17 protein-coding genes and 5 tRNA genes are annotated in these 21,167 nt (G+C 60.1%); 3 read left to right on the forward strand and 19 right to left on the reverse strand.

What is annotated here, in order from left to right; genetic code table 11:
* Positions 1-139: 139 nt before the first annotated feature.
* From D8U70_RS22685 to uvrB, 11 genes are all read right to left on the reverse strand, one after another.
* Positions 140-586 (reverse strand): Hsp20 family protein, encoded by a 447-nt coding sequence (locus D8U70_RS22685; RefSeq protein ID WP_016773925.1) that lies wholly within the window; start codon positions 584-586, stop codon positions 140-142.
* 119 nt (positions 587-705) lie between these two features.
* Entirely contained in the window at positions 706-1,665 is a 960-nt protein-coding gene (locus D8U70_RS22690; RefSeq protein ID WP_016773924.1) for a tRNA-dihydrouridine synthase, read from the reverse strand.
* Between the two features lie 175 nt (positions 1,666-1,840).
* Positions 1,841-2,284, reverse strand: coding sequence for a thioesterase family protein (locus tag D8U70_RS22695; RefSeq protein ID WP_016773923.1), 444 nt, complete (start codon positions 2,282-2,284; stop codon positions 1,841-1,843).
* 46 nt (positions 2,285-2,330) lie between these two features.
* Positions 2,331-3,164 carry an alpha/beta fold hydrolase gene (locus tag D8U70_RS22700; RefSeq protein ID WP_016773922.1) on the reverse strand — a complete coding sequence of 278 codons (834 nt, stop codon included), beginning with the start codon at positions 3,162-3,164 and terminating at the stop codon, positions 2,331-2,333.
* 30 nt (positions 3,165-3,194) lie between these two features.
* Complete coding sequence (locus D8U70_RS22705; protein ID WP_016773921.1) at positions 3,195-3,734, reverse strand: TetR/AcrR family transcriptional regulator; 540 nt, start codon at positions 3,732-3,734, stop codon at positions 3,195-3,197.
* 182 nt (positions 3,735-3,916) lie between these two features.
* Positions 3,917-3,992 (reverse strand) — tRNA-Glu (locus D8U70_RS22710).
* A gap of 80 nt (positions 3,993-4,072) precedes the next feature.
* Positions 4,073-4,148: transfer RNA gene (locus D8U70_RS22715), tRNA-Ala, on the reverse strand.
* Positions 4,149-4,201: 53 nt separating this feature from the next.
* Positions 4,202-4,277, reverse strand: a tRNA-Glu gene (locus D8U70_RS22720).
* 79 nt (positions 4,278-4,356) lie between these two features.
* A tRNA-Ala gene (locus D8U70_RS22725) sits at positions 4,357-4,432 on the reverse strand.
* Positions 4,433-4,620: 188 nt separating this feature from the next.
* The gene (gene gltX / locus D8U70_RS22730) at positions 4,621-6,102 is read right to left on the reverse strand and encodes a glutamate--tRNA ligase (protein WP_071171803.1); all 1,482 of its coding nucleotides are present in this window, start codon (positions 6,100-6,102) and stop codon (positions 4,621-4,623) included.
* Between the two features lie 197 nt (positions 6,103-6,299).
* Complete coding sequence (gene uvrB, locus D8U70_RS22735) at positions 6,300-8,315, reverse strand: excinuclease ABC subunit UvrB (RefSeq protein WP_071171644.1); 2,016 nt, start codon at positions 8,313-8,315, stop codon at positions 6,300-6,302.
* Between the two features lie 337 nt (positions 8,316-8,652).
* Here uvrB and D8U70_RS22740 point away from each other — a divergent pair, with 337 nt between their 5' ends.
* Together D8U70_RS22740 and D8U70_RS22745 are read left to right on the forward strand one after the other, a co-directional pair.
* Positions 8,653-9,849, forward strand: coding sequence for an amino acid aminotransferase (locus D8U70_RS22740; RefSeq protein ID WP_130929771.1), 1,197 nt, complete (start codon positions 8,653-8,655; stop codon positions 9,847-9,849).
* Between the two features lie 228 nt (positions 9,850-10,077).
* Positions 10,078-10,278 carry a hypothetical protein gene (locus D8U70_RS22745; RefSeq protein ID WP_016773917.1) on the forward strand — a complete coding sequence of 67 codons (201 nt, stop codon included), beginning with the start codon at positions 10,078-10,080 and terminating at the stop codon, positions 10,276-10,278.
* On the opposite strand, the gene D8U70_RS22750 is transcribed toward D8U70_RS22745, so the two are convergent.
* Positions 10,275-10,505 (reverse strand): hypothetical protein, encoded by a 231-nt coding sequence (locus D8U70_RS22750; RefSeq protein WP_122706879.1) that lies wholly within the window; start codon positions 10,503-10,505, stop codon positions 10,275-10,277. The genes D8U70_RS22745 and D8U70_RS22750 overlap by 4 nt on opposite strands.
* 219 nt (positions 10,506-10,724) lie before the next feature.
* On the opposite strand from D8U70_RS22750, the gene D8U70_RS22755 reads away from it, so the two are divergent.
* Positions 10,725-10,800, forward strand: a tRNA-Asn gene (locus tag D8U70_RS22755).
* A gap of 113 nt (positions 10,801-10,913) precedes the next feature.
* Here D8U70_RS22755 and D8U70_RS22760 read toward each other — a convergent pair.
* The 7 genes from D8U70_RS22760 to D8U70_RS22790 form a co-directional block, all read right to left on the reverse strand.
* Entirely contained in the window at positions 10,914-12,437 is a 1,524-nt protein-coding gene (locus D8U70_RS22760) for a nucleobase:cation symporter-2 family protein (protein WP_122747145.1), read from the reverse strand.
* Between the two features lie 278 nt (positions 12,438-12,715).
* The gene (locus D8U70_RS22765) at positions 12,716-13,549 is read right to left on the reverse strand and encodes an arylamine N-acetyltransferase (RefSeq protein WP_130929772.1); all 834 of its coding nucleotides are present in this window, start codon (positions 13,547-13,549) and stop codon (positions 12,716-12,718) included.
* Positions 13,550-13,649: 100 nt separating this feature from the next.
* Positions 13,650-14,444: an exodeoxyribonuclease III gene (xth, locus tag D8U70_RS22770; protein WP_024012373.1), complete on the reverse strand. Its 795-nt coding sequence runs from the start codon at positions 14,442-14,444 to the stop codon at positions 13,650-13,652.
* Positions 14,445-14,527: 83 nt separating this feature from the next.
* Complete coding sequence (locus tag D8U70_RS22775) at positions 14,528-15,970, reverse strand: mechanosensitive ion channel family protein (RefSeq protein WP_130929773.1); 1,443 nt, start codon at positions 15,968-15,970, stop codon at positions 14,528-14,530.
* Between the two features lie 243 nt (positions 15,971-16,213).
* A complete protein-coding gene (locus D8U70_RS22780; protein ID WP_130929774.1) occupies positions 16,214-17,080 on the reverse strand; it encodes a pirin family protein in 867 nt (288 codons plus the stop codon).
* A 157-nt stretch (positions 17,081-17,237) separates the two neighbouring features.
* Positions 17,238-20,444, reverse strand: coding sequence for a transporter substrate-binding domain-containing protein (locus D8U70_RS22785; protein WP_130929775.1), 3,207 nt, complete (start codon positions 20,442-20,444; stop codon positions 17,238-17,240).
* Between the two features lie 10 nt (positions 20,445-20,454).
* A complete protein-coding gene (locus tag D8U70_RS22790) occupies positions 20,455-21,087 on the reverse strand; it encodes a response regulator transcription factor (RefSeq protein ID WP_016773908.1) in 633 nt (210 codons plus the stop codon).
* Positions 21,088-21,167: the final 80 nt, after the last annotated feature.

Here is a 21,167-nt window from a genome sequence, read left to right on the forward strand (position 1 = left end):
CCCCATGAATGGTTGAGTCAATCAACAGAGGTGACAGGTAGGCTGACACGGGGGGGCCCACAAAAAAGGCCCCGACGTATCGGGGCCTTTCGTTCAGCGGCTTATCGCCGGTTCGGGCGATTGTGTGTCAGCACATGAATCAATGCTGCAACGCCGGCTGCTGCGCTCCATTGATCGGGATGCGCTTGGCTTTCGCTTCTTCCGGGATCACACGGAGCAGGTCGATGCTCAGCAGGCCGTTGCGCAGGGCAGCGTCCTTGATCTCGATGTGATCGGCCAGACGGAACGACAGCTTGAAGGCTCGCTGGGCGATGCCTTGATGCAAGAACGTGACGCTTTCGTCAGTGTCACGCTTGCCGCCACTGATGGTCAGCACACCCTTCTCGACTTGCAGGTCCAGGTCTTCTTCCTGGAAACCGGCGGCCGCAACGACGATACGGTATTGGTCATCACCGTGTTTTTCGACGTTGTAAGGTGGGTAGCTGCTGCCTGGCTCGTTGCGCAGGGCGGTTTCGAACAGGTCGTTGAAACGGTCGAAACCTACCGAGGAACGGAACAGTGGCGCGAGAGAAAATGCAGTACTCATGATTCAAATCTCCTGAAAACTATCAGCAAGGTTTTGTGTCTCCGCGACCCGAATTCGGCATCGCGTAACCCTTAGATAGGGACCGCTGTTTTGATTTCAAGAGATTATTTTGAGATTTTTTATGCGGCCTCGACGAGCGGCAGTCCGAGCAGACGCGAGACTTGATCCGGCTCGGTTTCGCGGCGCAGAACGGTGAAAAGCTCGGCGGCTTCCGGGTAGTTCCGTGTCAACATGGCCAGCCATTGCTTGAGGCGACCGGGCGATTGGCGCGCGGTCATTTGCGCCTTGGCCTGCAGCCAGAAGTCCTGAATCAGCGGCATCAGCTCGGCCCAGGTCATCTCGACGACCTCTTCGCCAGCGCGCGCCGCAGCGATCTGCCGAGCGAGATCCGGGCGGGAGACCAGACCCCGACCGAGCATAATGTCTTCCACGCCACTGATTTCGCGGCAACGGCGCCAGTCTTCGACGCTCCAGATATCGCCGTTGGCGAACACCGGCACCTTGACCACATCCTGCACACGCGGGATCCACTCCCAATGCGCCGGCGGTTTGTAACCGTCCATTTTCGTCCGCGCATGTACGACGATGTGCTCTGCCCCGCCTTCCGCCAGCGCCGTGGCGCAGACCAGCGAGCCGTCAGGACTGTCGAAACCCAGGCGCATTTTCGCGGTGACCGGGATGTGCGCCGGTACGGCGCGACGGACATGTTCGACGATCTGGTTGAGCAGCTCCGGCTCCTTGAGCAGCACGGCGCCGCCGCGGGATTTGTTGACGGTCTTGGCCGGGCAGCCGAAGTTGAGGTCGATCACCTCAGAACCGAGTTCGCAGGCCAGCGCAGCGTTTTCCGCCAGGCATACCGGATCAGAACCGAGCAATTGCACGCGCAGCGGCACGCCGGACGCGGTGCGAGCGCCGTTGAGCAGCTCGGGGCCGAACTTGTGGAAGTACGCCGGGGTGAGCAACTGGTCGTTGACCCGAATGAATTCGGTCACGCACCAGTCGATGCCGCCAACGCGAGTCAGCACGTCGCGCAGGATGTCGTCGACCAACCCTTCCATGGGCGCCAGAGCAATTTGCATGGGGAAACACTACTTGAAGAAAAAACGTGCGGCAGTTTACTGGATATCGTGGAAGACCGCAGGACAACACATCTCTCTGTGGGAGCGAGCCTGCTCGCGAAGACGGTCTGTCAGTTGACGCATGCGTAACTGACCCGATGCTTTCGCGAGCAGGCTCGCTCCCACAGGGTGAGATTTACATCGCCTCTGCAATCTGGATCGCCGGGCCATAGCCTTCGATAAATTCCGCCGGCATGCGCTTGGGCTTGCCGGTCGACAGCTCGATGCAGACAAATGTGGTCTGCGCGCGCAGCAGGGTGGCGTTGTCACTGGGGCGTTTGAGCTGGAAATGCCGGGTCATTTTCAGGCGCTGATCCCAGTCGACGATCCAGGTCGCCAGTTGCAGTTCATCGCCTTCATAGGCTGCGGCCAGATAATCGATTTCATGGCGGACAACGGCCATCGCCCGATCCAGCCGCCGATACTCGACCAGGTCCAGGCCGAGGCGCTGCGAATGGCGCCATGCACAGCGCTCGAGCCAGGTCACATACACCGCGTTATTGGCGTGCCCGAGCCCGTCGATGTCTTCGGCGCCTACTTGCAGATCAATGGTAAACGGCGTTGCCCGATCCCAGCCCATGCCCCACTCCCGGTCAAAGTATTCAACCGGGGCAGTGTAACGGAGCTCAGGCCGATTGGCGCGCCTGAAGGCTGCGACCGGCAAGCAGTGATAACACACCATCAATCACTCGAGGGTCGGCCAGTACCCGTTGATGACCGCCACTTTCCAGGCGCAGCAGGCGGCTGTCGAACCAGGCTTCGTGAATCAATTGCGATTCTTTGACCGAGACAAAATTGTCGTCCTCGGCATGCACGATCAGACCGGGCATATCCAGTTGATAGTGAGCCACGTCGAGCGTCGCGGCGCGCATGCCGACGTCCTGCTCGACCTGGCGGATAAACGCCGAACGCGCGCGCGGCGGCATGCCAACCATTCGCGCAAAACCGCGCAGCACGCCGAGAATCCGCGACGGTGCGGCGATGCTGACCAGGGTTTCGGTGCGCAGACCCAATTGCACGGCGAGCATCGCGCTGGCGCCGCCCATGGAATGGCCGATAACCGCTTGCAGCGGCGGCAATTCGGCAGCCGCTTCAAGCATGGCGCGGGCGAACAGCACTACATTGGCTTCGCGCCCAGGGGAGCGACCGTGAGCCGGACCATCGAGCGCGACGACGGTATAACCGGCATCGACCAGAGCATTGATCAGCGAGGCGAATTGCGTTGGCCGCCCTTCCCAACCATGCATCAGCAACACCGTAGGGCCTTGACCCCAGCGCAGCGCCGACAGGCCGAAGCGCAACGTGATGCGTTCGGAGCTGGCCAACAGCGGCAGCTCCCAATCCCGCAGCGGTAGCGCGCGGGGCGTCATGAACGCCAGACGCATTTTGCTTGCCACCAGTTTCGGTGCAAACCAGCCCAAGGTACCGTTAACGCCACGAACCCACTTCAACGCGTTCATCGCACTCTCCTCAGGCTTGTTGCCTTCAGGTCAACGCACCGCCGACTTGGCGGCGCGCAGCAATCGATCGGATAACTCTCCCGGACCCAGCGCCCTGGCCAAGGCCAGACCACCGACCATCAACGCGACATCGGCCAAAGCCTTGTCGGTGTCTTCAGGGCTGGCGGCCAGTTGCGCGACCATCAGCTCCAGATGCTCGTTCAGCGCGATGCGGAACGACTCCGGCAAACGCCCCAATTCGCCAATCGAGGCCGGAATCGGACATGCGGCTTCGCTGGAATCCCGGTGTTTGCGCGACAGGTAGAACGCAGCGACCAAAGCGCGACGCTCTTCGCCGGTCAGATCGGCGTCCATGTCGGCAATCAGGTCGCGACGCCGGCCCAGCAGTTGCTTGAACGCTTCGAGCATCATCGCGTCCTTGCTTTCGAAGTGGGCGTAGAAACCGCCAACCGTCAGGCCGGCGGCGCCCATCACTTCGCCCACGCTCGGGTCAGCCGGGCCGCGCTGAATCAATGCGGCGCTGGCAGCCTTGAGGATGCGTTCGCGGGTTTGAGCTTTTTTATCGTTCATCGTTGCCTCCGAATATTACGACTAGAATATTATTCGCATAATAATATTCCGCAAGTCATGAATATGACCGCTGGTCTGAAGCACAGTGTAAGGAAAAAGGAGAGTTGGCCAAACGCCGGACAAACAAAAGGGCCATTCAATAATTGAATGACCCTTATAAAATCCCGCAGAGCGGGTAATCGTGGCGTCCCCTAGGGGACTCGAACCCCTGTTACCGCCGTGAAAGGGCGGTGTCCTAGGCCACTAGACGAAGGGGACACAAACCCTTCTATACAACTGATCAGTGCTGAGAGCTGATCTATTCAAGGCCGGTGTGGCCAGACCTTGAACTGTAAAATTGGTGGAGCTAAGCGGGATCGAACCGCTGACCTCCTGCATGCCATGCAGGCGCTCTCCCAGCTGAGCTATAGCCCCGGATTTTTCGCCTCGCGGCGGAGTGATCTCTTGCAACATCACTTCTGTAAAACTGGCGTCCCCTAGGGGACTCGAACCCCTGTTACCGCCGTGAAAGGGCGGTGTCCTAGGCCACTAGACGAAGGGGACGCAAACCCTTCTATACAACTGATCAACGCTGAGTGTTGATCGCTTCAAGGCCGGTGTGGCCAGACCTCGAAGTGTAAATTGGTGGAGCTAGACGGGATCGAACCGTCGACCTCTTGCATGCCATGCAAGCGCTCTCCCAGCTGAGCTATAGCCCCTCATCGCTGAGGACGGGGCGAATCTTAAGGGCGTATCGAAAGCCTGTCAAACTTATTTTTGAAAAATTTCAAAATTTTTTGCCGGGATAACAATCACTTACCGCCCTCCCCCGTAAATTCGGGAGAAACGCCGAAGGCAGGATCAAAAGATCGCAGCCTTCGGCAGTCCTGCAGAGAAGCAAAAGCAATCAGGCGATGGCGCCCAAGAGCTTTTCCCACTCTTTGTTTTCTTTCTTCGACACGCCGCCCAACAGGTCAATCGCCTGGCGCAGACGGAAACGGGTCAGGTCCGGGCCGAGGATTTCCATCGCATCGAGCACCGACACCGAACTCGCCTGCCCGGTGATCGCAGCAAACATCAACGGCATCGCATCGCGCAGTTTGAGCTCGAGGGATTCGACCACCGCCTGAATCGTCGCGGTGATGCTGTCCTTCTCCCACTGCCGCAGGCTTTCCAGTTTCCACAGGATCAACTGCATCAACTGGCGAACCTGATCGCCGGAGAGCTTTTTCGACTCGAACAGCTTGGCATCCGGATTCACGCCGCCAGCAAAGAAGAATCCCGCCAGCGGCGCAACCTGGCTGAACGTTTCAACCCGACCCTGCACGTGCGGCGCGATTTTCATCATGTAGTCGGAATTGAACGCCCACTTCTGCACACGGGCGGCAAACTCTTCCACCGGCAGATCGCGCAGCCACTGGCCGTTGAGCCACGACAGCTTCTCGATATCGAAGATCGGCCCGCCGAGGGATACGCGCTTGAGGTCGAAGTTGTCGACCATTTCCTGCAGCGAGAACTTCTCGCGCTCGTCCGGCATCGACCAGCCCATGCGCCCGAGGTAGTTGAGCATCGCTTCCGGCATGAAGCCCATGCGCTCGTAGAACGTTACCGAGGTCGGGTTCTTGCGCTTGGACAGCTTGCTCTTGTCCGGGTTACGCAGCAGCGGCATGTAGCACAGCTCCGGCTGTTCCCAGCCGAAGTATTCGTACAGCAAAATCAGTTTCGGTGCCGATGGCAGCCACTCTTCGCCACGCAGCACGTGGGTGATGCCCATCAGGTGATCGTCGACGACGTTGGCGAGGAAGTACGTCGGCAGGCCGTCGGTCTTCATCAGCACTTGCATGTCCATGCGATCCCACGGGATCTCGACGTCGCCACGCAGCATGTCCGGCACCACGCAGACGCCTTCGCTCGGCACTTTCATGCGGATCACGTGCGGTTCGCCAGCGGCCAGACGCGCCGCGACTTCTTCCTTCGACAGCAGCAGTGCACGGCCGTCATAGCGCGGGGTTTCGCCGCGAGCCATTTGCTCGGCGCGCATCTGATCGAGTTCTTCAGCAGTGCAGAAGCACGGGAACGCATGGCCCATGTCGACCAGTTGCTGGCAGTACTTCTGATAGATGTCGCCGCGCTCGCTCTGCCGATACGGGCCGTGCGGGCCGCCGACGTCCGGACCTTCGCTCCAGTCGATACCGAGCCAGCGCAGGGCGTCGAAGATCTGCTGTTCGGACTCGCGGGTCGAACGCAACTGATCGGTGTCTTCGATGCGCAGGATGAACTCACCGCCGTGCTGCTTGGCAAAGCAGTAGTTGAACAATGCGATGTAAGCGGTACCTACGTGGGGGTCCCCGGTAGGCGATGGCGCGATGCGAGTGCGGACGGTGGTCATGGCTTGTCTCGAAAAAATGAAGAGCAGAACAATCAAGCGGCGAATGGTAACAGGCGACACCCGCCCCGCTCCAGCGGGCAGGGTATTTAAGCCGGAGACCGGGACTCGCTTATACCGAGTCGCCCCCATTCGCGAGCAGGCTCGCTCCCACAGGGAAACACAATGATCGTTCCCACGCTCTGCGTGGGAACGATCCCTTATACCGTAAGCAATCGTTCGCGCAGTTTGGAAATCTCGTCGCGCATCTGCGCCGCCGCTTCAAACTCCAGATCCCGCGCCAGTTGGTACATCTTCTCTTCCAACGCGCGGATGCGTTTGGTGATTTCGCTTGGCGAGCGCAACTCGGCTTCGTACTTGGCGTTCTCTTCGGCGGCCTTGGCCATGCCTTTGCGCTTCTTGCTGCGCGAACCGGGCACGGTGGCGCCTTCCATGATGTCGGCGACGTCCTTGATCACACCTTTCGGGGTGATGCCGTTCTCAAGGTTGAAGGCGATCTGCTTCTCGCGACGGCGCTCGGTCTCGCCAATCGCGCGCTCCATCGAACCGGTCATGCGATCGGCGTAGAGAATCGCCCGGCCATTGAGGTTACGCGCCGCGCGGCCGATGGTCTGGATCAGTGAGCGCTCGGAACGCAAGAAGCCTTCCTTGTCGGCATCAAGAATCGCCACCAGCGACACTTCCGGCATGTCGAGGCCTTCACGCAGCAGGTTGATCCCGACCAGCACATCGAACACGCCGAGGCGCAAATCGCGGATGATCTCGACGCGCTCGACGGTATCGATGTCCGAGTGCAGATAGCGCACGCGCACACCGTGGTCGGCGAGGTAATCGGTCAGGTCTTCGGCCATGCGCTTGGTCAGCGTGGTGACCAGCACACGTTCTTCAATCGCCACACGCTTGGTGATTTCCGAGAGCAAGTCATCGACCTGAGTCAGCGCCGGCCGCACTTCAACCTGCGGGTCGACCAGGCCGGTCGGCCGCACCACCTGCTCAACCACCCGCCCGGCGTGTTCGGCTTCGTAATTGCCGGGCGTTGCCGAAACGAAAATGGTCTGCGGGCTGACCCCTTCCCACTCGTCGAAACGCATTGGCCGGTTGTCCAGCGCCGAAGGCAGGCGGAAGCCGTACTCCACCAGCGTTTCCTTGCGCGAACGGTCGCCCTTATACATCGCGCCGACCTGCGGCACGCTGACGTGGGATTCGTCGATCACCAGCAAGGCGTCGGCAGGCAGATAGTCGTAAAGCGTGGGTGGCGCCGCGCCGGATGGACGCCCGGAAAGGTAGCGCGAGTAGTTTTCGATGCCGTTGCAGTAACCCAGTTCGAGAATCATCTCGAGGTCGAAACGGGTGCGCTGCTCCAGGCGCTGGGCCTCCACCAGTTTGTTGTTACTGCGCAGGTATTCGAGGCGCTCCTGCAATTCGACCTTGATGCCTTCGATGGCGTCGAGCAGGGTTTCCCGAGGCGTCACGTAGTGGCTCTTCGGATAGAAAGTGAAGCGCGGCATCTTGCGGATGACTTCGCCGGTCAGCGGATCAAACGCGGAAATGCTCTCGACCTCGTCATCGAACAGCTCGATGCGGATCGCTTCCAGATCGGATTCCGCCGGGAAGATATCGATCACATCACCGCGCACGCGGAACGTCGCCCGGGCAAAATCCATGTCGTTGCGGGTGTATTGCAGGTCAGCCAGGCGCCGCAGAAGCGCGCGCTGATCGAGCTTGTCGCCGCGATCCACGTGCAAGACCATTTTCAGATAGGTTTCCGGGCTGCCCAGACCATAGATGCACGAGACCGTGGTGACGATGATCGCGTCCTTGCGCTCCAGCAAGGCTTTGGTCGCGGACAAACGCATCTGCTCGATGTGGTCGTTGATCGAGGCGTCCTTCTCGATGAAGGTGTCGGACGACGGCACATACGCTTCGGGCTGGTAGTAGTCGTAGTAGGAAACGAAATATTCCACGGCGTTGTTCGGGAAGAACGCCTTGAACTCCCCGTACAACTGCGCGGCCAGGGTCTTGTTCGGCGCCAGAACCAGCGTCGGACGCTGTACCTGGGAGATGACGTTGGCGATGCTGAAGGTCTTGCCCGAGCCGGTCACACCGAGCAATGTCTGGTGCGCCAGCCCGGCGTCAATGCCCTCAACCAACTGGCGAATGGCTTCCGGCTGATCGCCGGCAGGCTCGAAGCGGGTGACTAGCTGGAATTCCGACATACACACCTCTGGATTCGCGGCGCTCCGCGTCAGACGGAGCACCACGAGGACGACCGCAAACGACCGATGTCGCGCAAGAAAAAACCTGGATTGTGCTGAATGTGGTGGCGATTGCCTGACCTTTCAAGGCAAACGTCCTACATCCGGTAAAGAGTCTGACAAAGTCGATCGACTAACGGTCCAGAAATAATCGGAAAAACTTACCCCAAAAGCCGATTCGCCTGTCGCCATTGCGCGGTGATGGCCTCTATACTAGCTCCCCGTTTGTGCACCGCTCTAGTGCATTCGGCTGGAGCGCTACACGTCCCTCCACTCTCCATTCAGAGCCGCCGTAATAATGAGCCTGTTCTCCGCTGTCGAAATGGCACCCCGCGATCCAATCCTGGGCCTCAACGAAGCATTCAACGCCGATACCCGGACCACCAAGGTCAACCTGGGCGTGGGCGTGTACTGCAACGAAGAGGGGCGAATTCCACTGCTGCGCGCGGTGATCGAAGCCGAGACGATTCGCGTCGCGCAACACGCTTCGCGCGGTTACCTGCCGATCGATGGCATCGCTGCCTACGACCAGGCCGTGCAGAAACTGCTGTTCGGCAACGACTCGCCGCTGATCAGCGCCGGTCGCGTCATCACCACTCAGGCCGTCGGCGGGACCGGCGCACTGAAAATCGGTGCCGACTTCCTCAAGCAACTGCTGCCGAACGCCGTCGTGGCGATCAGCGACCCGAGCTGGGAAAACCACCGCGCGCTGTTCGAAACCGCGGGTTTTCCGGTGCAGAACTACCGTTACTACGACGCTGCCACCCACGACGTGAACCGTGCCGGCATGCTCGACGACCTCAATGCCCTGCCGAACGGCTCGATCGTTGTCCTGCATGCTTGCTGCCACAACCCGACCGGCGTCGACCTGACCCCGGCGGACTGGAACAAGGTGCTGGAAGTGGTCAAGGCCAAAGGTCACGTGCCGTTCCTCGACATGGCTTACCAGGGTTTCGGCGACGGCATCGACGAAGACGCCGCCGCTGTGCGCCTGTTCGCCGACTCCGGCCTGACCTTTTTCGTCTCGAGCTCGTTCTCCAAGTCGTTCTCGCTGTACGGCGAACGCGTTGGCGCATTGTCGATCATCAGCGAATCGAAAGAAGAAAGCGCGCGCGTGCTGTCGCAGGTCAAGCGCGTGATCCGCACCAACTACTCCAACCCACCGACCCACGGCGCCAGCATCGTTGCTGCGGTGCTGAACAGCCCGGAACTGCGCGCGCAGTGGGAAGCCGAACTGGCCGAGATGCGCCTGCGTATTCGCGGCATGCGCGAGCAGATGGTTGCCCTGCTGGCGGAAAAAGCCCCGGGCCGCGATTTCAGCTTCGTTGGTCGTCAGCGCGGCATGTTCTCCTACTCCGGCCTGACCACTGAACAAGTGCATCGCCTGCGCAACGAGTTCGGCATCTACGCCCTGGACACCGGCCGCATCTGCGTGGCCGCGCTGAACCAGAGCAACATCAAGGCTGTGACGGACGCGATCGTTCAGGTCATCTGATTTCGGCGAGTGATGAAAAACGGGAAGCCTTTTGGGCTTCCCGTTTTTATTTGTCTCTGGAAACGCCTTGCAACCTCTAGACTGCACACAATTCAAAGTGTAGGAACTGACGAATGCAACGAGGCTGCGATCTTTTGATCTTGTTTCTAAGATCAAGATCAAAAGATCGCAGCGTTCCGCAGCTCCTACCGGTTTTGTGTACACCCGAGATATTTGAAGAGAACCCACATGAAAAACGACAACCTGCGCGCTGACCGTGACGACCTGGATGATTTCATCCCGCGCGCTCCGGCCAAGCGTGAAAAGAGCCTGGTGCTGCAAGTCGCCACCGGGGTATTCCTCGGTGGCCTGGCCCTGTGGCTGGTGCAACTGGCGGCGACGGCGGCCTATGCCAAGCTGATGCTCGGCACGATTACCTTCGGCAGTTAAGCCAGCTCGACCGAGCGTTGAGTGGCAGCATCGTCGTAAATCACATACAGCGATTCGGCGACCTGGCTCTTGATGGCCTTGCTGCTTTCAAGACCAAGGACGAAACCTTCGGCCTTGCCGCCAGCGCGGTTCAATTCTTCGGCGGTGCTTGCCCCGGTGATTGCATCGAAAAGTTTTTCGGCGTGCGGGCCGATCCCTTTGGGCAGGCTGATCTGTGCAGTGCTCATGCGAGCACCTCGGTGTTACGGGTGATTTGATTCATGGCGCGTACCTTTGCGGCGAATGGCCGGCAGCGCGTGTGACCACTTCCGGGCTGCCATGGTAGACCTCTGAGGCCTTTCTGGTAACCGCCAATCGCTGACAAAATGCCGTCCGTCCCGACGAATCGCAAAAGTTGCCAGGCGATGCTTGACTTCTCTTTTTGAATCAGTAACATACGCACCAATTCCGCAATAGCTCAGTTGGTAGAGCAAGTGACTGTTAATCACTGGGTCCCTGGTTCGAGTCCAGGTTGTGGAGCCAAATAGCAAAGCCCCTGAATCGCAAGATTCAGGGGCTTTTTTGTGGACACTCGAAAAATGCCAAAAGGCCGATCTGCTTGGGCAGATCGGCCTTTTCTGTTTCAGACGCAGCGGTCAGACATGTTCGCTGCTTTTCACCTGAACCTTAGGCGCGCCGTGGCCATGGTCGTGGTCATCCGGCTCGATCACCGGCACTTCCTTGCCATCGCTGTCATGCAGCTTGCCGTCGCTGAAGTAATCGCCTTCACGCAGCGCGGCGAGATCGCGATAACGCAGGGTGCGCTCTTCGGCGGCGGCGAACACCGATTGCTGATCCGAATTGCCGGTCGTGAAGTGGTTGAATGCCAGGTTGAGCAGGATCGCCATGATTGCCGACGAACTGATGCCCGAATGGAAAATCGTCGCGAACCAGCTCGGGAAGTGATCGTAGAAGTTCGGCGCGGCGATCGGGATCATGCCGAAACCGATCGAAGTGGCCACGATGATCAGGTTGACGTTGTTGCGGTAGTCCACCTTCGACAACGTGCGAATGCCGCTCGCCGCCACGGTGCCGAACAGCACGATCCCTGCGCCGCCAAGGACCGAAGTCGGCACGGCAGCAATCACCCGGCCCATGAACGGCAGCAGGCCGAGCACCACCAGGAACAGACCGCCGGTGGCCACCACGAAACGGCTCTTGATCCCGGTCACCGCCACCAGACCGACGTTTTGCGCGAAAGCACTTTGCGTAAACGAACCGAAGATCGGCGCAAACATGCTCGACAGCATGTCGGCACGCAGGCCGTTGCCCAAGCGTTTGGAATCTACCTTGGTGTCAATGATCTCGCCCACGGCGAGGATGTCCGCCGAGGTTTCCACCAGCGTCACCATGACCACAATGCACATCGACAGGATCGCGGCGAAATGGAAGGTCGGCATGCCGAAGTGGAACGGTGTCGGGAAGCCGAACATGGGGCCGGTGGTGACACTGGAGAAATCCGCCATGCCAAGGAACACCGCCAGCACCGTGCCGATGACCATGGCCAGCAGAATCGACAGCCGAGAAATGGTCGCGCTGCCAACCTTGCTCAGCAGCAACACCAGCACCAGCGTCACCGCCGCCAGACCGATGTTCTGCATGCTGCCGAAGTCCGGCGCGTGGCTGTTGCCGCCCATCGCCCAGCGTGCGGCCACCGGCATCAGCGTCAGGCCGATGGTGGTGATCACAATGCCGGTGACCAGCGGGGGAAAGAACTTGGTGATGCGTGAAAACACCGGCGTGATCAGCAAGCCGATCAACGAGGCGGCAATCACCGCACCCAGCACCGATTGGAAACCGCCCTCCCCGCCGCTGCTGACGATCGCAACCATGGTCGCCACGCCGGAGAACGATACGCCCTGGACCAGCGGCAGCTGACAGCCAAAAAACGGCAGACCCAGGGTTTGCAGCAACGTCGCCAGCCCCCCCGCAAACAATGAAGCAGCAATCAACAGACCAATGTCCGCCGGCGACAGACCGGCCGCCTGGCCAATGATCAGTGGCACCGCAACGATACCGCCGTACATGGTCAGAACATGTTGCAGGCCGTAAGCCATATTCGCGCCGACCCCGAGGTTTTCGTCCTCGGGCCGTTGGTGTGAAACATGGGGCGTTTTCATGGTGGGGGGTTCCCTGGTTTTTGTTATGCGCACACTGTATTCAATACTCAGGACAAATGTCCATAGAGTTGTATACAACTTGTCAGTCACATAATGGTTAGGTAGCCATCCAACCTTCTAGCCTGCGCTTCTTGCCCCAACAAATCCGGCAACACATCCCCGCTGCGTCCGCGCCAGTGCCCACCAGGCTGAAGTGTTCACGGCGACCGACGGTGCAGTCGCACTCTGTCAGCGGCCATCGGCGAAATCCGTCGCGTATTGGAGCCTGATGTAAAGCCTTAGATGGAGGCTGGCGCGATGACCCGAGCCAGCGCTTGTCGCACACGCGGTGAATCAGGCACCTGAAGATCGAACTCGCGCCGCAGCAATTTCATCAGCTCGTCGACGTCCGCCACCTCGCGCCGCTCACTGTCCGCGCCCATGTGATGAATGGCAAAACTGCCATTGTTCAGGGTTTTGCGCCAGCCAGCGCCGGTGCGCGCGACCATCAGGCGCTGGGCAAAAGGTGACTCGGGATGGGTGGAGACGTACCAGTTGCCAACGGTGTAATCGATGTCCTCCTGGCGTTGCAGATCAAACAGGTACATCGGCCGCCATTCGCCTGCGACTTTGGCGCGCAGCAGGTAGCCATCAGCTTGCTTGTCGATAAGGTAGGGTTCGTGCGGGGTGGGTTGCTCATGTTCACTGTCGAGCAACAGCGGCGCGGTGGGCACCATGCCGCCGAAGCCGACATCGGTGATGTAACGCACTCCGTCGATGGTCACCAGACTCAAACGATGGGTTCGCGCCGTCCAGCTGCCTTCCGGTTGATTTATCACCACGCGCCCGCTGATCGCCCGTGCGTCGAAGCCCAATTCAAGCAGCAGCGCATAGAACAAATGATTGAGCTCATAGCAGTAGCCGCCCCGCCCCTGCTGCAACACCTTGTCTTCGATGGAGACCAAGTCGATCAACACCGGCTCTGCACTGATCGTCGCCAGATTTTCGAAAACAAACTGAGCGGTGTGGCGCAGTTGCAAGTGACGCAACGTATCCAGTGTCGGTGGCGGCGGCGCATCGAAACCCAGACGTTGCAGGTACAGATTGGTATTGGTCAGCCGTGGCGCACTCATTGCTCGATCCTTATGCATGGGCCGCAGAACACTGCGTGGTTATTGCCCTGTATACGGGATCAGGCACGGCTTTCGACAATTGATTTGGCCAATCGCCCGTTCAGCGCTTTTTCCGCGAAGCGATACGAATCCATGTCGGTGCATGGTCACTCGCGTGCGGTTCGTTGCGTACCCAGGCGTCGACGCCGGCATCATGCAGATACGGGCTCAATGCCGGATTGAGCAGCAGGTGGTCGATGCGCAGGCCGGAATTGGTTTGCCAATGGTTACGGAAGTAATCCCAGAAGGTGTAGAGGCGCTCTTCGGGATACACGTGGCGCAGGGAATCGGTCCAGCCCTGATCCAGCAGCCGCTGGTAGCACTCGCGGCTTTCGGGTTGCAACAAAGCATCCTTGAGCCAGGATCGGGTGTTGTAGATGTCCATGTCGGTGGGCACGACATTGAAGTCACCGGCCAGGACCACCGGGTGATCGCTGCTTTGCAGGTCTTTGGCGTAATTGATCAGACGCTCGAACCAGGCCAGTTTGTAATCGAATTTCGGCCCCGGCTGCGGGTTGCCATTGGGCAGATACAGGCAACCGACCAGCACGCCGTGCACCGCCGCTTCGATATAACGGCTGTGGGTGTCATCGGCATCGCCGGGCAAACCGCGTCGACTCTCCAACGGCTGCGCATCACGCGCCAGAATCGCCACGCCATTCCATGACGCCTGGCCCTGCCAGATTGCGCCGTAACCGGCGGCCTCCAGTTCGGCGGCGGGAAATGCGCTGTCGACTGATTTGAGCTCTTGCAGGCAGACGATGTCCGGCTGCTCGCGCTTGAGCCATTCCAGCAGATTCGGCAGCCGTGCGCGCATGCCGTTGACGTTGAAGGTGGCGATTCGCAGGTTTTTCATCGTCTGCAACTCCTGCCCGGTGGGATTGCAAATTGTGACCCTGAGAACGCCGCGCAGGTTGCATCGAATGGCAATGCGACAGGTCAGACGCGATTACGCAGCCATTGCAAAAAGCCTCTTTTCGGCACGACCACGGGCGTTTCCTCGGTCAGCGACTGCGCCTTGTGCAGACGAAAATCGAGCAATGCCTGCATCGCATCGTGGATGTCATGGCGCGCGTCCAGGCACGGTTTCAGGTAGGACTTCTCGATGCGATACAGGCCGCAGAAAGTCTTCGCGGAAAAATCCGCCGGCAGCGCGGTGTCGGAAAGAATCCCGGCCTCGCCGATCACCTCGCCCGGCCCCATGCGCCCGGATTCCAGTGGCGCACCATGGCGCTTGAGCGTCACCGAAACCACGCCGGACTCAATGATGAACAAATGATCGCTGACCTCGCCGCCCGCCAGAATCGTTTCGCCGGCGCGGAAGGTTTGCAGGGTCATGTTCTGGCTGAAAGTGTCTTTTTCTTCCTCGCGCAGAGTCGAGAAGATCGGCGAGCTCTCCAGCAGCGCCCGTGGCCGCGACAACTGCGGCGCGGCGCTGGTCTCGTTGCTCGACAGCAGATTGACCCCGGACGCCTGCAAATGCCGGTAAGCAAGGTCGAACAACTGATTGCGCACCACGCGCTTCTCGCCCATCGAGGCGACAAACCCGCTGATTTCGTACTCCACGCCGCCGCTGGCAGAACTCTTCAATGACACGCTCGGCGCCGGTGTGTCGAGCAATTGCCGGCAGCCTTGCATCGCCCGCTCCAACGCCTCGATCACTGAGCTGGGCCGGGCATGGGGGCTGACGGGCACGCTGACGGAAACGCCGAACATATTGCTCGGTCGGCTGAAGTTGATGATTTTGGCTTTCGCCGCCAGCGAGTTGGGAATCACGGCCATGCTGCCCTGGCTGGTTTGCAGACGCGTGGCGCGCCAGTCGATGTCGGTGACGCGGCCCTCGGTGCCGTCGATGGAAATCCAGTCATCGAGTTGATAGGGCTTGGTGGTGTTGAGGACGATGCCGGAGAACACATCGCTCAATGTGCTCTGCAAAGCCAGGCCGACAATGATCGCCAACGCGCCGGACGTCGCCAGCACGCCTTTGACTGGCAGATCGAGCACGTACGCCAGCGCCGCAATGATCGCGATGAGGAAAATCACCGCGCCGAGCAAGTCCTGCAACAGCCGGCCGGTGTGGCCGACCCGCTGCATCATCACCGCGCCGATCAGCACCGTCAGGGTCCGCGCACCAAACAGCCACCAGCCGATCTGCAGCCCGGTTGCCGCCAGATGCAGCGGCACGTTGTCGGCCCACGGCGCCGGTTCCATCGGGTTGAGGCCTTCGTTGAACAGCACAATGCTGAACAAGGCGAAAATCAGCACCCGCACCAACAGCTTCCATTCGCTGCCGCGAGAGCTGATCAGCCGCCACAGGCCAAGATCGAGCAGGATCAGGATCAACGCGCTAAACAACGGGTGTTCGGTCAGCAGAGACAGCATCAAACAACTCCGACAAAGGCCAATCGCGAGAAGATCGCACAGATTGGCACAGTGTAGGAGCAATTGATTTCGGTGGATGAGCACCGGCTTACAAACACTGCAAAACCCTGAAGGAGCTGACGAAGGCTGCGATCTTGAGGCTGTGGGACGCGGAGCGTCCCCGGCTGCATTCCCACGCAGAGCGTGGGAACGATCAGACGCTGAACAACCTGTGGGAGTTTCAGTTGCCAGTAAAGCTCGGGGTCAGGCGTGCATCCGGCCAAAGCGCCCGGACTGAAAGTCGGCGAAGGCCTGATGGATTTCCTGCTCGGTGTTCATCACGAACGGGCCATGGCCGACGATCGGTTCGTCGATCGGCTCGCCACTGAGCAGCAATACCACCGCGTCTTCGCTGGCCTGGAGGGTGAGTCGATCACCGTCGCGTTCGAACAGCGCCAACTGCCCTACCCCAACCGATTCCGCACCGTTGACCAGCACCGAACCCTTCAACACCACCAGTGCGGTGTTGCGTCCTTCGTGCAGATCAAGCGTCAGCAACTTGCCGGCATTGAGGCGCAGATCCCACACGTCGATTGGCGTAAAAGTCCGCGAAGGTCCGGTGTGCCCATCGAATTCGCCGGCGATCAGACGCAGGCTGCCGGCGTGGTCCTTGAGCGCGATGCTCGGAATGTCGCGGTCGAGAATGGTCTGGTAACCCGGCGCGGCCATTTTGTCCTTGGCCGGCAGGTTGACCCACAGCTGGACCATTTCCAGCTTGCCGCCGGTTCGGGCGAAGTTTTCCGAGTGGAATTCCTCATGGAGGATGCCGGAAGCTGCGGTCATCCACTGCACATCACCCGGGCCGATGGTGCCGCCACTGCCGGTGGAATCGCGGTGCTGCACTTCGCCGTCGTAAACGATGGTCACGGTTTCGAAACCACGGTGCGGGTGCTGGCCGACGCCACGCTGTTCAGTGGTCGGGGTGAATTCGGCGGGACCGGCGTGATCGAGCAGCAGAAACGGGCTGATGTGCTTGCCCAGATTGTCGTAGGAAAACAGCGTGCGCACCGGGAAACCATCGCCGACCCAATGGCCGCGCGGGCTGGTGTAAATGCCGATGATGTTTTTCATGGGGTCTCCAATGGGTAAATGCATTGGATTAAGCCTAAAGGCATATCGAATATTCGACTAGAGGGTGGAAATCGGCTTGAGTGTTCCATATGCAGAACAATTGAGCAGCGGCGCGCATTTCGCGAGCAGGCTCGCTCCCACAGGAGACTGCGTTGGCTCAGAGGCAGCGCGCGAGGCCGTGCATGGCTTCGCGCAACTTGTCGATGGCACGCTCGATAAACGCGTTTTCACCGTCTCGGCATGCCGTGTCCAGATCTGCACACGCCGCAACAACCCGCGCTGCCCCAACCATTTGCGCACCGCCCCTGATGCGATGGGCCAGCTCACGCAGGCCGTTGCGGTCGCCGACGCGGGTCTGATCCAAAGCCTGCAGATCGTCGCGCAAGCTATTGCCGACTTCCTTGCGCAAACGCTTGATCAACGAGTGATCGGCACCGGCCATCTGCTCCAGGGCACTCAGATCAATCTCGACGGGCTCGGCACTTGGCGTTTCATCTTCGTGGCGCTCGCAACGATGAGCGCCTTTCAGGGCTTCAGCCAGATCATGCAAGCGAATCGGTTTGAACAGGCAACCGTCCATGCCTGCATCCAGACAGCGCAGGCGCTCTTCGACCTGCGCATTGGCCGTAAAACCGAGGATCAGACAGGGCCTGCGGCCGCTGGCGGCTTCTTCGTTGCGAATCGCCTGCGCCAGCTCATAGCCATTGCGGCGCGGCATGTTGCAGTCGGTGATCACCACATCGAAGGCCTGGGTTCGCCAGCGGTCCAGCCCCTGTTCTCCGTCGCCCACGTCTACCGTGCGATGCCCCAATTCACTCAGTTGCCAGCACATCAGCAAGCGATTGACCGGGTGATCGTCGACCACCAACACGCTTAATACACAGGTCGCGGCTGCCGCCTCGGGCGTTGCCAGTGCGGTCGTCACCGACGTCAACAGCGGCAACTGGATATTGATTTTTACTCGCGTGCCTTGCCCGAGATCACTATCGAGACCCAGTGTGCCGCCCATCATTTCGCAGAGGTTACGGCTGATCACCAGCCCCAGGCCGGAACCGCTGCGCGCCGCTTGAAGGCTATTGCTCGCTTGAACGAACGGGCTGAACAGGCGCTTTTGATCTTCGCCGCTGATGCCGATGCCGTTGTCTTCGATGCGCAACAGCAAGTCCACTTCAGCGTCGGTCATGGCGATGACCTGCAAGCGCAAACTCACCTCGCCCGCCTCGGTGAATTTGATCGCATTGCTCAACAGGTTCGACAGCACCTGTTTGAAGCGCGTCGGATCAATCAGCACATCCACGTCGGCGCGCGGATCAAGATCGATGCGCCACAACAAGCGCTTCTGCCGCGCCAGCCCTTCGAACACTCGGCATACCGATAACACCGTCTCGCGTAAATTGGCCCGCTCGGGCGAGAGGGACAAATGCCCCGACTCGATACGGGCGATGTCGAGAATGTCGCCAATCAACGCCAGTAATTGCTGGCCGGCATTCGACGCCACCTGAATGGCGAGTCGATCGGTCACGCCCTCCTCTGCGCGCTTGAGCGCCAGTTCGAGCATGCCGATCAAGGCGTTCATCGGTGTGCGGATCTCGTGGCTCATGGTCGCCAGGAAAGTGCTTTTGGCCCGATTGGCCTCATCCGCTACGTCCTTGGCCTGTTGCAGTTGCAACAACCATTGCTGGCGCTGATGGATCTGCCGACGCTGCCAGCCGATCCAGATCAAGGCCAGCAGCAGCAAGCCTGCGGCGCCGGCAAAACCAAGCAGAATCTCGCGGCGATGGCGCGACCAATAGCTGTCCTCCACCACCACATCGTGGCTCCAGCGCTCGACCAGTTCATCCATTTGCTGCGGCGCGATGCTCAGCAACGCCTTGTTCAGGATCGAGTGCAGCAGCGCCGACTGCGGCGCCGTGGCCAAAGCGATGCGCGCCGGCTGATCGCCTACGGTGCCGGTAATACGCAGGCGGTCGCGGTATTGGCGGGCGATCAGAAAACGCGCCACCAGCAACGAACTTACCGTCACGTCGACCTGTCCACGGGCAATCAGCGCCATGCCTTCGGCGGGGCTTTTGACTTCGACCAGACGCAGTCCGGGCACCCGTTGCAGCAAATAATCGCGCAACGGATGCCCTCGATAGATCGCCAGGCGTTTGCCCGCCAGTTCGTCGAGCGGCAATGGATGTGGTCCGTTCGCTGCGCTGACCAGCACGAACGGATTGTTCAGATAGGCGCGGGTGAATTGCAGCTGCGCTTCCCGCTCGGTGCTCGGCGTCACCACCGGCAGAACATCGAGTGCGCCGGCCTGGAGCTGCTCGAACTGATCGTTCAAGGAGGTGCCACGCACGATCTCGAAATTCAGCCCGCTGCGCTGTGCAATCAGGCTCAGCAACTGCGCTGCCAGCCCGTTGAAGCGTCCATCGGCATCGAAAAACGCCAACGGCGCGAAGTCTTCGACAGCGCCGACCCGCACCACCGGGTGCTGATCCAGCCACTGCTGCTCGGCGGCGCTGAGGTGTACCCGCGACTGTTCGGCCATCTCGGCGAGGCCGACGCTCCAGCGCTGTTCGATCAGATGGCGACGCTCCATCGGCACGGCCAGCAAGGCCTTGTCGACGATGCGTTTGAGCACCACATCGCTGCGCAACAACGCAAAGGCGAACGGATTGGCATCAAGCCCCGACGGCCCGGCCAGTTGCAGGTCGTTGCGATAATTGGTGTTGATCAGGTAGTTGGCGCTGATGAAGTCGCCCAGGTACACGTCGTCGGCACCGAAGGCGACCGCGCCGAGTGCATCCATGGCCGAAGCATAAAGCTGTACGTGGGCGCCGGGGTAGAACGCCTGAACATGGGTCAGCGGCAGGTAATCCTCGACCATGGCGATGCGTTTGCCTGCAAGGTCAGCAGGCAGTTTCTCGTCATGACGCGTCACCAGCATTGGCTGATCTTCAGCGTACGGCCGCGACAGAACAAAGGCCGGATCCGCCGCTTCGAAACTGTTCGAGGTGCCCAGGAGTTCGACGTCAGCGCGCTTGAGTGCGGCCATCAGTGCGGGACGATCGGCGAAACGCCGCACTTCGATCCTGATGCCGAGCAGTTGCGCCAGCAGATCGGCGTAATCGGCGGTCAGCCCTTCCAGCTCATGCTGATTGCGGGTGATTTCGAAGGGCGGGTAATCCGGGCCGGAAATGCCCATGCGCAAGACTGGATGCTCACGTAACCACTGGCGCTCCCGATCATCGAGGCGGACCTGGATACTTCCCGGTTCGAGGCGCGCCAGCACCTCCAGCGTCTGCGGCTGGTCATTCGCCCCGACCGAGGCAACAAGCCCCAGCCACAGCAATAAAACCCGCAGTCCCTGCATCATGTCGGGGTACTCAGATCAAGTGATTGCGCTTGGCGAACTCACGCAGAAGCACCAGCGAACCCAGGCCAAGTTTCGCCATCATGCGGGTCTTGTAGGTGCTGACGGTTTTGTGACTCAGGTGCATTTCCAAAGCGATGGCCTTGTTCGGTTTGCCCAGCGCCAGATTCACGAAAATGCATAACTCTCGATCGGACAGCTGCGCGATCAGCTCCTTTTCCGTGCGTTGCACGGCGTTGTACAGACCGCTGGTATTGGGCAATGCGGAGAAATAAGTGTGGCCGGACATCAATGCCTTGATGGCTTCGTGCAGCAGAGTCAGTTGATTGCTCTTGGTCACGTAGCCCCTCGCGCCGGCGCGCAGACAACGCTCTTGATAATGCGTGGGCTCATGCATGCTGAACACCAGCACCCGGCAACGCGCCGTTGGCGCCTTGATCTGGATTCGCGTCAGCACTTCCAGACCGTCCATCGATCCCAGCCCCAGATCGAGCACAACCAGGTGCGGATCATGCGCGCAGATCAACGGCACGACTTCATTGCCATTGGACGCTTCATGAATCTGCGTGAAGCCTTGAGCCTGCAGGACAATTCGAATGGCCGCGCGCACGACTGGGTGATCATCGACGATCAGCGCTGACTTCATTGGTACTCCTGCAAAATCGAAGACACCGCAACAGTCTGTCCCGGAGTCGGTGGCCGCGCCGGCACTGTTACATGGATGAG

It is taken from the genome of Pseudomonas sp. Sample_20 (assembly GCF_004307585.1).
Classification (GTDB): domain Bacteria; phylum Pseudomonadota; class Gammaproteobacteria; order Pseudomonadales; family Pseudomonadaceae; genus Aquipseudomonas; species Aquipseudomonas atacamensis.